This is a genomic window from Pseudomonas sp. F-14 TE3623 (genome assembly GCF_053629015.1).
On sequence record NZ_JBRJHM010000001.1, the window covers coordinates 5,727,867 to 5,743,775 of the forward strand.

General features: G+C 56.8%; 11 protein-coding genes. 3 read left to right on the top strand and 8 right to left on the bottom strand.

What is annotated here, in order from left to right; all coding sequences use genetic code 11:
- Window positions 1–51: 51 nt before the first annotated feature.
- Window positions 52–813, bottom strand: a complete 762-nt coding sequence (locus tag AB7M29_RS26570; RefSeq protein ID WP_225922857.1) for a TenA family transcriptional regulator — start codon at window positions 811–813, stop codon at window positions 52–54.
- 77 nt (window positions 814–890) lie between these two features.
- On the bottom strand, window positions 891–3,350 hold the full coding sequence (locus AB7M29_RS26575) for an EAL domain-containing protein (RefSeq protein WP_454248376.1): 2,460 nt from the start codon (window positions 3,348–3,350) through the stop codon (window positions 891–893).
- 236 nt (window positions 3,351–3,586) lie between these two features.
- Here AB7M29_RS26575 and AB7M29_RS26580 point away from each other — a divergent pair, with 236 nt between their 5' ends.
- Window positions 3,587–8,311, top strand: coding sequence for a hypothetical protein (locus tag AB7M29_RS26580; protein WP_454248377.1), 4,725 nt, complete (start codon window positions 3,587–3,589; stop codon window positions 8,309–8,311).
- Window position 8,312: 1 nt separating this feature from the next.
- Here the strand turns inward: AB7M29_RS26580 and AB7M29_RS26585 are convergent, their stop codons facing one another.
- From AB7M29_RS26585 to AB7M29_RS26605, 5 genes are all read right to left on the bottom strand, one after another.
- Window positions 8,313–10,130 carry an ABC transporter ATP-binding protein gene (locus AB7M29_RS26585; protein WP_217854130.1) on the bottom strand — a complete coding sequence of 606 codons (1,818 nt, stop codon included), beginning with the start codon at window positions 10,128–10,130 and terminating at the stop codon, window positions 8,313–8,315.
- Window positions 10,123–10,725, bottom strand: a complete 603-nt coding sequence (locus tag AB7M29_RS26590) for a DsbA family protein (RefSeq protein ID WP_187326510.1) — start codon at window positions 10,723–10,725, stop codon at window positions 10,123–10,125. The genes AB7M29_RS26585 and AB7M29_RS26590 overlap by 8 nt, the downstream gene beginning before the upstream one ends.
- Before the next feature lie 39 nt (window positions 10,726–10,764).
- A complete protein-coding gene (gene trhO, locus AB7M29_RS26595; protein ID WP_008005914.1) occupies window positions 10,765–11,706 on the bottom strand; it encodes an oxygen-dependent tRNA uridine(34) hydroxylase TrhO in 942 nt (313 codons plus the stop codon).
- A 207-nt stretch (window positions 11,707–11,913) separates the two neighbouring features.
- Entirely contained in the window at window positions 11,914–12,213 is a 300-nt protein-coding gene (locus AB7M29_RS26600; protein WP_052964137.1) for a BolA family protein, read from the bottom strand.
- A 12-nt stretch (window positions 12,214–12,225) separates the two neighbouring features.
- Window positions 12,226–12,750 (bottom strand): DUF2059 domain-containing protein, encoded by a 525-nt coding sequence (locus tag AB7M29_RS26605; protein ID WP_008005911.1) that lies wholly within the window; start codon window positions 12,748–12,750, stop codon window positions 12,226–12,228.
- A 192-nt stretch (window positions 12,751–12,942) separates the two neighbouring features.
- On the opposite strand from AB7M29_RS26605, the gene AB7M29_RS26610 reads away from it, so the two are divergent.
- Window positions 12,943–14,337, top strand: coding sequence for a class II fumarate hydratase (locus tag AB7M29_RS26610; RefSeq protein ID WP_123723130.1), 1,395 nt, complete (start codon window positions 12,943–12,945; stop codon window positions 14,335–14,337).
- Between the two features lie 130 nt (window positions 14,338–14,467).
- On the opposite strand, the gene AB7M29_RS26615 is transcribed toward AB7M29_RS26610, so the two are convergent.
- Entirely contained in the window at window positions 14,468–15,430 is a 963-nt protein-coding gene (locus tag AB7M29_RS26615) for a DMT family transporter (RefSeq protein WP_217854132.1), read from the bottom strand.
- 201 nt (window positions 15,431–15,631) lie between these two features.
- Between AB7M29_RS26615 and AB7M29_RS26620 the strand changes: the two genes are divergently transcribed.
- Window positions 15,632–15,826 carry a DUF6316 family protein gene (locus AB7M29_RS26620; RefSeq protein WP_123357760.1) on the top strand — a complete coding sequence of 65 codons (195 nt, stop codon included), beginning with the start codon at window positions 15,632–15,634 and terminating at the stop codon, window positions 15,824–15,826.
- Window positions 15,827–15,909: the final 83 nt, after the last annotated feature.

A 15,909-nucleotide genomic window follows, 5' to 3' on the forward strand; every position in this document is an offset into this window, starting at 1 on the left:
GTCTTCGCGAGCAAGCCCGCTCCCACATTTGGTTTGTGTGCTTTCAGAGGATCAGCTTTCGGCCAGCTCCATCCGCTCACGGGCTACCGGGGTTTTCACTGCCAGTTCCAACTGCATGCAACGTTCCAGGAACAGATACATGTAGTCGTAACTTTTGCAGACAGCCTGGCGCAATTCCACTTGCAGTGCTTTGCTCGGGTTCATGCCTGCCAGGGTGCAGATGATTTCCAGCGCTTCCCATGGATGGGCATCGTCATACTGGGCGTGCATCTTCAACCACTTCATGGCCCGCTTGCGATCTTCCTCGGGGAACGCTGCCGCGTAGACACCATTGGAGCAAACCAGGGCCGACCACTCCCCCGTCGCCCCTTCGATGGCGTAGTTGGTGGCGGCGATGGCCACGATCAGCGAATCCGACGAACTGGTGTGCCAGCACCAGTGGCTCAAGGCGTGAAGCTCAGGGGCCACCTGTTGGGCTTGCAGATCTTCCAGGCTGACACCGTGAGCACGGCTCCAATGCACCCAGTAATCGGCATGGTTCAATTCGACGCGAATGTTGCGCATAAGCCAGCGACGCGCCATGTCTTCGCCAGGATGGCGCGCAAAACGGGTCTTGGTCAGGTTCTGTGCCATGTATAAAGCGAACTGTTCGACCACCGGCCAGCCACCAATAAGGTACTGCCGCATGGTTTTTGCGCTGAGTTTGTTATCGCGCATGCGTTGATACAGTTCGTGTCCGACAACCCGGCGCTTGCTCTCGCTGCAATCCTGGATCAGTTGCTGAGCCCAGGCGGGATAACTTGCGGCTTCCATGAGTGGTCCGGTTCTGTTGAATGTGTCGATCACTGTCGCGCTCCTTTTGATTGTGATTTTTTAGATCAGCAAGAGTTTCAACGGAACGTGCCCGGCGCCTTGAACAACAAAGGTCGGGGCCGGGCAGGACGACTTTGCAAACTATCCCAGGTAAACAGATGCGGGCGTTCAATCACATACCCTTGAGCGTAATCCACCCCGATCTCCAGCAATGCCTGCTCGATCTGAGGTGTTTCAACGAACTCGGCAATCGTGCGCTTACCCATGACATGACCGATGTGATTGATCACTTCGACCATGGCGCGGTTAATCGGGTCGTCCAGCATATCCTTTACGAAACTCCCGTCGATCTTCAGGAAGTCTACAGGTAAATGTTTCAAGTAAGCGAATGAAGACATACCAGCGCAAAAGTCATCCAGCGAAAAATGACAACCTAAGCCTTTGAGTTCATTGATAAATCTAATTGCACTACCCAGATTTGCAATCGCGCTGGTTTCTGTAATTTCAAAACAAATCATTTCGGGCGGAATTGAATATGCAACAAACTGTTCACGAAGGAAGCCCAGAAACGCCTCATCTCCGATAGTAGTACCTGACAGATTTATCGCACACATGGCCAACGGCCCTTCGCGCTCTTCAGCGATGCACTGGGCAATGACTTTGAAAACGTTCTCCACTACCCAACGGTCAATCGACGTCATCAGACCGTAGCGCTCGGCGGCCGGTATGAAACTGTCCGGCAGAATCATGCGCCCCGCTTCGTCATGCAGACGCAGCAGGATTTCGATATGCCCGCGGCCCTGCTCGTCAGCGCCAAGGGGCGCGATTTCCTGGGCGTACAGGCAAAAACGGTCTTCTTCCAACGCTACATGCAGGCGCTGCACCCAGGCCATCTCGCCAAAGCGCAGGGACAGCTCCGAATCGTCGGCGTGATAGACCTGAACCCGGTTGCGGCCCTTTTCCTTGGCCATATAACAAGCCATGTCAGCGGCACGCAGCGAAGCTTCGAGGGTAGTCGGGCTCTGGGCCACATGCACCAGCCCGATACTCACGGTGGTCACGAACGGCCGGCCTTTCCAGACAAAGTGCAGGTTCTGCACGGTCTGGCGCAGGACTTCGGCGATTTTCTCGGCCGCTTCCGGCGCACAGTTTTCCAACAGAATGCCGAACTCATCGCCACCCAATCGGGCTAGGGTGTCGCCTTCGCGCAAACCTGATTGCAACAACGCACAGATATGCCGCAACAGTTCGTCGCCCGCGGCATGACCGCAGGTGTCGTTGACCAGTTTGAATTGATCCAGATCGAGAAACATCAAGGCATGACGCCCCGTCTGGCGCGTCAGGTTATGCAGGGCCTGTTCGAGGCGATATTCGAATTCGCGGCGATTGGCCAGCCCGGTCAGGGCGTCATGGGTCGCCTGCCAGGACAGATTGGCGATGTATTGCCGCTCCTGAGTCATGTCGTGCAGCACCAGCACGGTGCCACTGACCTTGCCCGTATTGCGAATCGGCGCGCCGACCAGAGTGACCGACACCGTGCTGCCATCCAGACGCTGGATCAGTTTGGAATGCTCGCTGCCACCGCTGAGCTGACCGCTCAAAATGTGCTCGATCAAGGTAAAGCCGTCGGCCTGAGCGTTCTCGTCCAGCAGATTGAACAACGCCGCCAATGGCAACCCCGCCGCCTGTTCGGCCTTCCAGTGAGTCAAGGCTTCGGCGGCCGGATTCATATAGGCAATCGCACCCTCGACATCCGTGGTGATCACTCCATCGCCAATCGATTGCAGAGTGATCTGTGCCCGGTCTTTCTCCAACTGCAAGGCATCGGCGAAGGCATGGCGCTGCTTGAGCAGTTTATGAGTGCGCAGCAGGGCCAACACAATCAAACCCAGCGCAGTGGCGAGGTTCGTCACCAACAGCAGTCGGAGAATCACCCGCGAGCCTTCGCCCAAGGCGTCGCTGAACGCTTTGGCGGCAGGCGTCACGCCTTCGTTGATGGTAAAAATCTGGTCCTTCCAGCGCTTGATGTCGGCATCGGTGACCTGGCTATCGGCAATGCGCTGATGCATCTCCCGCGCGACGTCATCGAGTTGCACCAGGTACGCGTCACCGACCGTCCAGAGGTCGATGGCTTTTTCAAGGTAGCTGAAGTGCCGGAAATTGAGGTACAGCCAAATAACGCTGGAGACGTCGTCCGGGTGGTTGCCACCCTTGAGGATCGCGATCCGCGCCGCCTCGATATTCGGTGGCTGATGATCCAGCGCCAGACGCAATTCATGGCCACCCTGAGGTACCGCAATCGCGTTCTGGTATTTGAGAAAAATCGTTTCGTCGCGACTGTCGGCGTAGAGATTGAGGTAATAGATGGCGTCTTTCTGGCCCTTGGACCACAGGCTCTCACCGCCGACGTAGCCGCGAACCGCCGAAAGAACGTAAAGGCTGACGCCTCCCAACAATGCCTGAAATAACACGACGGCGATAAAAGGCCAGACGATGCCCAACAACCGAGGGGTTCCGAGAGTCCTTTTTTGCTTCATGAGGTCCCTTGTCTTAACACTGCTCTATCATCGTCCGGAGATAGTGCTACAGCTAGACTAGGGTGCGTTCGTGATCCCGGCAAGTAAGAACCGGTTGTCACTGGCAAGGAACAGCATTTCGATCCCTTTGCGATATACATATACCGCACGGTCTCTCTCTCATGTCGTTGTAATTGGCAGCCAGGCACCCGCGAAACTGCGGAAAACCGACCAATACGAGAAAGAGAAGCCACACTATGCAAAAACCACCTGTCACTGGCGCAACAAGCAACCCGGTCACGCCCCGTCCTACTGCCGCTCAGGTCGACCAAGGGCAGATTCGGGATTATGAATTGTTGCTGTCTTTTATGCGCCTGAAGTCGACATCGCTGGCTGATTACAAGAACAAGCTTATGCAGCCTTGTTCCTTTTCCCCCCTGGATCAGGAAAACGAAAAGGGTCAAATCGCGTTGCAGCAGTTGCTCGAAGACTCCGACTATCAAGCCTTGTGCAAGACCAATAACGTGTCCCCGCGCAACCTGACTGTCACGTTGAAAGATGGCGCATATGTTTATGAAACATCAAATCTCGACGGTCAACACGAGACGGTACTGAACCTGACAGGGAATGCGAAATGGAAAAATCATCAAACCCGAATCGAAAAGTCGGTCACGTTACTGGGTGGACATATCCGCCATGACCGACTCATTCCCTTCTTCGGCATGGCCACGTTTTACGGAATGACTCCATGGAGTCCGACACACGCCGAGCAGCACCAAGCAGCCATAGATACCCTGGAAGAAAAGATCGCAAGCTTTCAACTGGGGCTTGAAGAAGACTTCAACATCCTGGATTTTCGACCTAGCCCTGTGAAGCACAGCCTCAAGTCATCCCTTGCTGGCCTGTCAGCTGCTGACATCCGTTCCCAAGTCGGATTGAAAAAAACACATTATGGGATCGCTGCCCGCGAACTCAAAACAATAATCCAAACTTATCTGTCCGATAAAACTTCGTCCCTCCTGGCTCTTCTGGCTCAAGACATACTTTCATCGGCCACGGTTGAACAGATTCGTGCTCAGCCAACCGTTTTTCTCAAGAAAATCCTCGAAAGCCCGGAAGCAGAAAAATTGGGGTATCACCTGCTGTCCGCAATGGATTGGTATGGGGGCAAACCAGCAGAGGAAAACTCGCCACGCATTCGCACCAAGGTCGTCGCCAACGCACTTGAGATCTGGTTCCAGTCACCTCCCACCGACATTCCCGAACGAATCGCCGGTTACGATTTACAGGCTCGCTCAAACTGGGGGAAGAGCTACCCATCCATTAGGGGCGAGTTCGAAACCCATCTGCTCACATCAATGCAGGCATCGTCGGAAAAAGAGGCCATTGTCATCGCCAGGCTGTTCCTTCGCCAATTTCCAGCCGAGTTCAGTGTCAGCCATATTCCGTCCGATCTGCCCTATAGGAGTTCTTTCGTCTGGGTAAACTTCGTGAATGGCGTGAACCTGATCAACGCAACCGACCCCGGAGCGTTGACCAGATTCAATTTCGAGCAATTGACCAGGCTGCCCCTCGAGCGAACGGAGGGTGCATCGGCAGAACAGACGGAAATGATTGGCCTGGCGAGATTGCTTCCGACTCTGGATTGGGCGGTAACACAGGGATTCATTCCGCAAAAACGACGAGAAGAGTTCACGCAACTTCATATAGAACGGGCGCAATCGGAACTGGATAAACACATCGCAAACCTCAGTGAAGCGATCATTCAGCTCAACAAGGAACCGCCCAAACGATTGTCCATTGCGCAAGCGGCAGTAGAAACGACCTTGACGCCAAAAGTAATACGGTTCGGAGCCAAAGATAAACACTGGTATTGGAAAGAACATCTGTTGGCACGAAAAAGACACGAATATTCACGCGGGAAAGATACTCCGACTCTCCCAGGCAAAGGCTATGACTTCTATTCGGCAGCCGAAGTTGTGGCATCAGATAAGTTTGATGATGGCAAACCTTGGTACATTGCGAGAAACGATCACACCCTCACAAGACTTGAAATATCAATAGATGAGCATCGAAATATACGGAGCGAGGGTTTTTTTGGTTCGAATGGGCCAACCGGCACCTTGCCCGAGGTCAAGAAACAGTTTGACGAGAAATTCCTGAGCCATCTGCAATCACTGACAGCAGCCTACGCAACGCTGATCAACAATCTATTGGCGTCGCTGACATATTCTGATCGACAGACCCTGGAACTGGGCGAACTCAAAATTTATACCCTGAGGAAGCAAACGTTTCGTGTAGAAGCCAAACACGAAACGTCTGACAAGATTTTACCGCTGCGTGCCCGCAATGGCTTGCTGTTAGTAGCAACCTTTAACGGTCTTACCAGCACCATCGAACTGCTACCGAGGGCGGGAATTATACGTCGCATCGACAACCTTGCCCCAACCCTGTTCGGCGGAGTGCTCACCTACGAAAACTGGCCGATAGGCATGTACTCCAACTCCGTCGAGACTTTGAGCAATCAGACATTGCCTTTTGACTGGGACGCCCATGCCAACGATGTAAAACCGAAAAGTCCAGTCAGGTGCGAGGCTATCATCGAACAACTGGGTCATACATTCCTGGCACCATCGCGCGCCATCGATGAACTCCCGATGTCAATCAACTCAAGTCGCTGTAAGGAAATCAGCAACTTCATCGCCACCCAATTACTGTTCCAAGACCCAAAGGTGCTTCGCGCTACCGCCTATGGAGAGACGGAGTTTGAACGTGAGGCTGCCAGCCTGGACAAGACAAGAAAAACCATAAAGGCATTCGTACCTTTCTGGACAAATATTGAAGATCTGGATTCCGGAGAACCGGAACGCATGGTGAATGGCGCATTCGGCATTTCAGTGGATCTGGTTCCGTTTGTCAGTCCCATCGGTAAATTTGCCGCTGGGTCATTGAGACTGATTATAAATCCCGGACGATTGGCTCTAAGGATGAGGCTGCCGATATTTTCATTAACGATCAAAGAGGCAACGATTCTGACTTTGCAAGCTCTGAACCCTGCCGATATGGCGGTCTCACTGGTCCAGATATTGGGATACAAGGGGCTGGTTCGATCTGGAATTTTCCGAATCAAGCAATTGGCGGGCAAAGCGGGTCACTATGATTTCACGCACAGTCTGCCGCAGATCAGCAACCCTGGCCGTTGGAAGCCGTTGGCGAGCGGCGATCAGTTAGCGACTATCAGAGGCATTGACGACGTACCGGTACGAAACCTGGCCTCCTCTGGCGAGGTCAACTATCGCCTGGTTGATCCGTTATCGTCCAAGCCCTACGGCCCTTTACTTCACTCCACATCAGGCGAACTTCTGCCAGGGCGATCCCACTACAGCCCCCTGAAAAGAGAAAACGGCCATGTGATGGTCGAGGTTGCTGAAAACACCCGTGTTCGAGAAATACTTGAAGTCGATGGCCGAACCACGCTGTTTCTCGATGATGTCCCTTACCGGCTGGATGGCAATACCCTACGTCGAGTTGACCTGATTGATGACAGCGAAGCACTGAAACTTATTCCGTGCCGCCCGCGCCGCGCCCCCGGGGAAAATATCTGTATCAACAGTTATGTGACTGCAAATCCCGTTCCGACACCCCAACCTGACTCATTCGACGAAACTAAAGGCTACGCGCTGTGGTTTGGTGACCGGCTCTCCACGCCGACGGGCAGAATCGGGCACGAAGGTCAGTTTCTCACGCTCGATGGCGCGATCTACCGAGTTAGTGACAACGTGGGAAGACGCTTCGATGGCGACCTGAGAAGCCTGGGTTTCGCCCAAAGCCATCTGGTACCGAGCAAGAACATCACCGCCACCATAGAGTTTCGCAAAGGCATTTACGCGCGTATTGAGATCCGTGGAACATATGAGGACGCCAATGACCTGCATCGGGTCGGGGCCATTTTGGTGTCAAACATTGATGATACGGCCACCCATGTTTTCACCCGGGTCAACACCAACCAGTACTATCTGGCGACAGTACCCAAAGGAAACAGTCTGAGCGGATCACTGACCTTCAAACGCTTGGCGAAAACAGAGATGGCTGACGGCACGCTCGGGGAGGAGCTGTTACGGGTATACACCGGCTCGCTGAATGCCAACAACATCGCCCGCATCCACGGGATCGAGGCCGTCGAGCGCGCCATGAAAACCATGGAAGATATCGCCATTCCGATCGGTACCACGGCTACGCCGTCCGGCAACATGAAATGGTTGAAGGTGGACACCAGCCCCGGCGAGGCCTTGATGTTCGATCACTCGACCCGAATGATCGTCACTCAGCTACCGGAAGGGGCAACCACCTGGACACGCAGCAAGGAAGCACCGCAAGCCTTCCGGCAAAAAACAGCAGAAATTTTCGATACCCTGTTTCTGTCGCCCACCATCAACCCCAAAGACGCCAATGCCGCATTGCGGATCGACAAAACAATGCAGAAACTGCAAAGCCTGTTGCCCATACACGAGCGTCCGTTCAATGCCAGAAATATTGCCTTCGCCGAAGTGACGCCGGTCTCGGGACATCGAGAAATCTACGTCAGTGTTTCCGGCGCTCAGGGCAGCACCACCCGTTTGCCGCTGTTTCGACATCTGGGTGCCAATCATGTCCGAATCGGCGATACAACGTACATCAACATCGATTTCAATCAGGCTTTCCCGAGAACCGCCCTCAAAGTCACGGCCGAGGGCAAGATATTGGCCGTCCCCCTCACTATCAAGGATATCGGCAACTACAAACCGGCTCAGACGAACAGGCCCACCTTGCTGGACAGTGAAAGCAAACTGATCAGCGTGATTCGGGAGAAATATCCGGACCCGAAGGAAATCCGCTCCGTCGACATGGCGACGACGATGCGTCCCTGCGGGTCGTGCTCGGTGGTGATGAAACAGTTCGGCCATGAGGGTGCCGAAAGCTCGCTTCAGGTGCTCTGGAACTAACTTACATTTTCTGCAAATGACCATAAAGCTTGGCGTACAACCCACCATCGGCAATCAATTGCTGATGGTCGCCATCCTCGGCAACTTGCCCACCATCGAACACCAGCACCCGGTCGGCCTGCTTCACGGCCGATAACCGGTGCGCAATGATCAGCGTGGTGCGGTTGCTCAAGAACCGTGCCAGTGCCTGGTGCAGGTTGTATTCGGTGGCCGCGTCCAGGGCGGACGTGGCCTCGTCGAGGATGACCACTTTGGGTTCGGCCAACACCATCCGCGCAATCGCCAGGCGTTGACGCTGCCCGCCAGATAAACGCACACCGGAGCGCCCGACAATACTGTCCAGGCCGTTGGGCAATTCACGCACCGTGTTGTGCAGTTGAGCAATTTCCAATGCCTGCCAGCAGGCCTCGTCGCTGCGTTCGCGGCCCATGGTCAGGTTGGCCCGCACGGTATCGTTGAACAGTGCCGGATGCTGCAAGACCACGGCGACATTTTCGCGCACGGTTTCCAGGCCGATCTCTTGCTGAGTCGAACCACCGAAACGGATGGTGCCAGCCAGCGGCGTGTACAAGCCCAGCAGCAACTGCACCAGGGTGCTTTTCCCTCCCCCGCTGGCGCCGACAATCGCAACCTTTTCACCAGGAGCAATCGACAGGTTCATTTGGTTCAACACCAACTCGTCGCCGTAGCCGAAACTCAACCCCTGAACTTCGATGCCCACCGTGTCGCGCCCCTGGAACGGGTCGACACTGCCGGTGTATTGCGGCTCATCAGCACGGGCCAGCAACTCGTTGATCCGCGACAGCGCACCGCCAGCGGCGTAAAAGGCGTACTGCAAGTTGAGCAGTTGTTCTACCGGACCGATCATGAACCACAGGTAGCTGAACACGGCCAGCATCTGGCCGATGGACAGGTCGGAAAACAGCACAGTGAGCATGGCCGCGGCACGGAAAATATCGATGCCGAACTGGAACAGCAAGCCGCTGGCACGGTTCGATGCATCGGTTTTCCATTGCGAGTTCACTGCGTAATCGCGCACTTCACGCGCTCGCTGGCCCAGCCGACCGAGGAAAAAGCCCTGTCGATTACCGGCGCGCACTTCCTGGATGGCATCCAGCGTTTCGGTCAAGGCCTGGGTGAAGCGCGAGGTGCTGTCGTTCTCGAGTTTCTTCAGGTGTTTGACCCGCTTGCCCAACTGCACCGTGGCATAGATCACCAACGGGTTGAACAGCAGGATCAGCAGCGCGAGTTTCCAGTGCATCCACATCAGGATGGAGGCGGTGCCCACCAGCGTCAGCATGGCCACGAGGAAACGACTGAGGGTTTCGCCGACGAATTTGTCCAGCGTGTCCAGGTCGGTCACCAGGTGCGTAGTCACCGTGCCGCTGCCCAGGCTTTCGTATTCCCCCAGCGAAATACGCTTGAGCCGCTCGATCAACCGCACCCGGATCCGATACACGATGTCTTTGGCCAGCGCCGCAAACAATTTCGCCTGCACAACGTTGAACAACAACGCCGCACAGCGCAGTGCCAGAGTCACCAGCAGCATCAGGCCAATGTAACCCGCGGCTTTCTGCCAGACGTCAGGCAGCGCGAGGTTCATGATTTTCAGCGCGGCGTCGCCGTGGCCCAGCAGCACTTCGTCGACCAGCAACGGCAACAGCAAGGGGATCGGCACGCTGCACAGCGTTGCCAATACCGCGACGCCGTTGGCGATCCACAAGGATTTTTTATGGTGAAGGGCCAGGCGACGGATTTCCGCCCAGCTCAGACGGTCGACACGTGCAGGGGCTGGAACGTCGTCGGGCAGGTCATGCACAGGCAGCGCGCTCCAGCCAGCGGCCGAGCAACGGTGACAACACACTCAAAGGTTGATACCCATTGGTCAGCAACGCCAATTGACCATCACGCTCTGCCAGCAAAGTCGGGAAACCGGCAATGCCCAGGTCCTGGACCCAGGTGAAATCGGCAGCGGTGGCTGCGTGCTGATCGGCACGGTCGAAGGCGGCGGCGAACTCGATGCGCGGTAAACCGGCCTGCTCTGCCAGCTCCACCAACACACTGGCGTGGGTAACGTCGCGACCTTCGGCGTAGAACGCATGCTGAATCAACCCGAGCAGTTTCCACGCACAATCCGGTGCCAGGCTGCGCGCCGTCACCAGCGCCCGACACGCAGGCTCGGTGTCGTAGACGAATCCATCGGGCAGCGCGCCTTCAAACTTGAACGGTTGGCCGGTGGCCTCGTGCACCGCTTGCCAGTGCTCAAGGATGTAGCGCCGGGTAGTCGGCTCCAGCGCCGAGCCGCTGCCGGTGCGCAAACCGCCGACGACCAGATGCACGTCCACCCCCGCTGCCTGCGCCTGCTCGACCAGCGCATTGGCGACTGGTGCAAAACCCCAGCACCAGGAACACATCGGGTCCATCACATAGAGCAGGCGACGTGCAGACATGGTTCAAGCCTCGGAAGGAGTTTGCTTGTAGTTGTAACCAATCGGGTGCGGCATATTGCGCGCCTTGGCCAGTTCGATCTGCTTCTGCCGGTCGATGGCACTGCGCCGGGTTTTCTCGCTCAGCTTATCCCAGCAATGCGGGCAACTGATGCCGGCCACGTAATGCTCGGATGCACGGTCTTCCACACTGACGGGCGTACGGCATGCATGACATTGATCGTAGTCGCCTTCGCTGAGGTCGTGGCGCACGGTTACGCGGTTATCGAACACGAAGCAGTCGCCCTGCCATTTGGTTTCTTCCTGGGGCACCTCTTCGAGGTACTTCAGGATGCCGCCCTTGAGGTGATAAACCTCATCGAAACCCTGGTTGAGCATGTAGCTCGAGGCCTTTTCGCAGCGAATGCCGCCGGTGCAGAACATCGCGACTTTCTTGTGCACGGCCGGGTCGAAATTGGCTTTGATGTAGTCGGGAAATTCGCGAAAACTGGTGGTCTTCGGATCGATGGCGCCTTCGAAGGTGCCAATCGAGACTTCATAGTCGTTGCGGGTGTCGATCAACAGCACTTCAGGATCGCTGATCAGCGCGTTCCAGTTCTGTGGATCCACATAGGTGCCGACCTTTTTGTTCGGGTCTACGCCTTCGACGCCGAGGGTGACGATTTCTTTCTTGAGTTTGACTTTGGTGCGGTAGAACGGCTGCTCATCGCAGTACGACTCTTTGTGATCGATGTCGTCCATGCGTGGGTCATTCTTGAGCCACGCCATCAGCCCGTCAATGCCTTCACGGCTGCCGGACACGGTGCCGTTGATGCCTTCTTCGGCGATCAGCAGCGTGCCTTTGATGCCGTTGTCGACCATTGCTTGCAGCAGCGGCTCGCGCAGGGCGACGTAATCTTCCAGGGTGACGAACTTATACAGTGCCGCCACGACAATCTGTTGTGTCATGGGTAATTCTCCAGGTGGCTACCCTCGTAAGGGGTGAACCGGATGCGAAAAAAAACGCGCCGGGTGAGCGGCGCGTTGCGGATTCTAGCAAAAAACAGCGGCGATTGGCTTTAGATGGCCAAGATCGCAGCCTTCGGCAGCTCCTACAAAAGCACGGCCTTGCGCAACCCTGTAGGAGCTGCCGCAGGCTGCGATCTTTTGATCTGCTTAATGCTTGCTGCCGCCAGCACAGGTCGGCGAAGCCGGGGCCGCGTCGATCTGTGCCCATTCTTCCGGCGTGTAGGTATGCAGCGCCAACGCATGGAACTCGCCCATCAGTTCGCCCAAAGTGCCGTACACCTTCTGGTGACGCTTGACGCGATTGAGGCCTTCGAACTGCTGGCTGACCACCACCGCCTTGAAGTGGGTCTGTAACCCACGGCTGTGCATGTGGCTTTCATCCAGCACTTGCAGATGCTCGGGCTGTAGCAGTCCGAGCGTCGATTCGATGCGTTGTTGCATGGTCATCCCGAACTCCGCTTAAGGCTTTTTCTTGGCAGGAGCGGCGGCGCCTTTAGGCTCCAGCTCGGCCGTCATGTCAGCCAGCAGTTTGTTGACCACCGGCACCGCGCTTTCCAGCTTGGCTTGAGTCATCTGGGCCGATTGCTGAGTCAGCTGCGGCATTTTTTCCAGGACTTTCTTGCCCAGTGGCGACTGGTAGAACGCAACCAGATCCTTGAGCTCGGATTCGCTGAAATTGGTGGTGTAAAGCTTGACCATGTCTGGCTTCAGCTTGTTCCAGCCAATGGCTGCGTCCAGAGCGGCGTTGGCCTTGGCTTGATAGGTTTCCAGCAGGGCTTTTTTCGATTCAGGGGCTTTGGTCTGTTCAAAGCGCTGAGCGAACATTTGCTGCACTTGCATGTACACCGGAGTGCCCAATTTGTCAGCGTGCGCCAGGGTCAGGAAAGCTTCGGCACTGGCGTTGTGGCTGGCGGTATCGGCAAAAACCTGGCCGCTGGCGCAAACCAGTGCAACCGCGGTACAGATGGCACGAAGACGAGTCATCGAGTTTCCTTTTCTAGCAGGCGAGGCAAAACCTCAAGGGCGTCCATTCTGCACCTAAAAAAGTGTGTCACTCAACCCCAAGCCTTGTAGCGCCTGATTTAGAAGGGTTGAACGGTCAAATTCCAGACTGATGGAACCACGGCCGACGATCACGGCCTAAACTGCGCTATCAGACCGACAGGAGTGTGCATGATGAGCCGTATTGAAACCGACAGCCTGGGCCAGGTGGAAGTCCCGGATGACGCTTACTGGGGCGCTCAGACGCAACGCTCGCTGATCAACTTCGCCATCGGCAACGAGCGCATGCCGCTGGCAGTGCTGCACGCCCTGGCCCTGATCAAGAAAGCGGCGGCGCGCGTCAACGATCGCAATGGCGACCTGCCCGCCGACATCGCCCGGCTGATCGAACAGGCCGCCGACGAAGTGCTCGACGGCGACCACGACGAGCAGTTCCCGTTGGTGGTCTGGCAGACCGGCAGCGGCACCCAGAGCAACATGAACGTCAACGAAGTGATCGCCGGTCGCGCCAACGAACTGGCCGGCAACCCGCGCGGTGGCAAGAGTCCGGTGCACCCCAACGATCACGTCAACCGCTCCCAGAGTTCCAACGATTGCTTCCCCACGGCCATGCACATCGCGACGGCTAAGGCGGTGCAGCAGCATTTGCTGCCGGCGATCAGCGAGTTGTCTGGCGGGTTGGCTGAGTTGTCCGCACGGCACATGAAACTGGTCAAGACCGGTCGTACCCATATGATGGACGCCACGCCGATTACCTTCGGCCAGGAACTCTCGGCGTTCATCGCACAACTGGATTACGCCGAGCGGGCGATCCGCAGCGCGTTGCCGGCCGTCTGTGAGCTGGCTCAGGGCGGCACTGCGGTCGGCACCGGATTGAACTCGCCCCACGGTTTTGGCGAAGCGATCGCTGCTGAACTGGCCGCCCTTTCAGGCCTGCCGTTCGTCACCGCCCACAACAAATTCGCCGCCCTGGCCGGTCACGAACCGTTGGTCACTCTCTCCGGCGCCCTGAAAACCCTTGCCGTGACCCTGATGAAAATCGCCAACGACCTGCGCCTGCTGGGCTCCGGCCCGCGAGCAGGGTTTGCCGAAGTGAAACTGCCAGCCAATGAGCCCGGCAGCTCGATCATGCCCGGCAAGGTCAACCCGACTCAGTGCGAAGCGCTGTCGATGCTGGCCTGTCAGGTATTGGGCAATGACGTTGCCATCGGTTTTGCGGCGAGTCAGGGCCACCTGCAATTGAACGTGTTCAAACCGGTGATCATCCACAACCTGCTGCAGTCGATCCGCTTGCTGGGCGATGGCTGCAGCAACTTCCAGCAGCATTGCATCGCCGGGCTGGAGCCGGATGCCGAGAAGATGGCTGAGCATCTGGAACGAGGTTTGATGCTGGTGACGGCGCTGAATCCGCATATTGGCTACGACAAATCGGCCGAGATTGCCAAGAAGGCTTACAGCGAGGGGCTGACCTTGCGAGAGGCGGCGTTGCAGCTGGGGTATCTGACGGATGAAGAGTTTGACACGTGGGTGAGGCCGGAGGACATGTTGGAGGCTGGCAAGCAGGGGTGAATCTGAAAGTAATTTAGCACCTGACCGTCAGTCTTCGCGAGCAAGCCCGCTCCCACATTCGACCGCATTCCTCTGATAGAACTCGGTCACCTGTGGGAGCGGGCTTGCTCGCGAAGAACGATGACGCGGTCTATCGACCCAATGCCATCCGCACCCGCCGGGCCTTGAGCCCCGCCATCAACGATGGCCCCAACGCCACCAGCGCCGACCCGAGCACCACCAACACCGCCCCGCCATAACCCAGGCCATTGATCTGTTCGGCATGCACATACTCCGGCCATAACCACGCGGCAACGGCCACGGCGGCAAAGGTCACTAGCGGTGTGATCGCCAGCGTCGCACTGACCCGTGAGGCTTCCCAATGGGCCAGGGCTTCAGCGAAGGCGCCATAAGCGATCAGCGTGTTCAAACAGCACGCCAACAACAGCCAGCCTTGCAGCGGGCTCAATTGCAGCGCCTCCAGCGGATGCACCCATGGCGTCAGCAACAGCGCGCAGAACAGGTAAATCACCATCATCACCTGCAACGAATTCCACACCGTGAGCAACTGCTTCTGGCCCAAGGCATAGAAGGTCCAGACCGTGGACGCCAACAGCACCATCAGCACACCGGCGGTGTAATCGGTCAGGGAGGTGAGCAACTCGCTCAAACGCTGATTGAAGAACAGCGCAAAGCCGATCAGCAGCACCAACAGGCCAATCCCCTGCCCCACGCTGAAACGCTCCTTGAACACGAACAGACTGGCGATCAGCAACATGATCGGGCCCATTTGCACCACCAGCTGCGCGGTACCGGGGCTGAGCAGGTTCAGGCCCATCAGGTACAGCACGTAGTTGCCGACCAGTCCGAGTACCGCCATCAACACCAGCCAGCCACCGCGCGGGCCGAGGACTTTGCGACTCGGCAGGCGTTTGGTCGCCGCCAGATAAATGAACAGGCAACCACCGGACACCAGCAGGCGAAACCAGGTCACCGTCACCGGGTCCATCACCAGCAGCACTTGCTTGAGCTTGATCGGCAGGATTCCCCACAGCAACGCAGTCAGCAAGGCCAGGCACAGACCATAAACCCAGCGACCCGATGAAATATGCATGCTGACCCCGAAGCCGATTGGCGAAAACGGTCATTCTAGGCTCAGACCGGGGCGCGACACAGGGACAGTTGCCAACGGGCCGCGAATGAAACTGTGCAGGTCGCAGCATAAAGTTGACGATATGCCGTCGATCAGGTGGCCAGGCGGGGTAAGTGGTTCATGCATAAGCTCATTGAAACCGTCACCCGCAGGAGATCGCCCATGTACGGCATGCGCGCCCAAGACAACGCCCCCGCCACCCACTTTCGCTGTGACCGCTTGTGTCGTGTGAATGGAGAGCTGTATTTCACCACGCGGGAGCACACGCTGGAGGGGCCGTTTGAAAACCGGGAGACAGCGATGCGTGAGATTCAGGCATATATCGAGCGGATGCAGTTCTTGTGCATGAGCCGATAGACCGCAGTGTCTGCATTCGCGAGCAAGCCCGCTCCCACATTTAACCGTGTCCAACGTTGGAATTCGGTCAAGTGTGGGAGCGG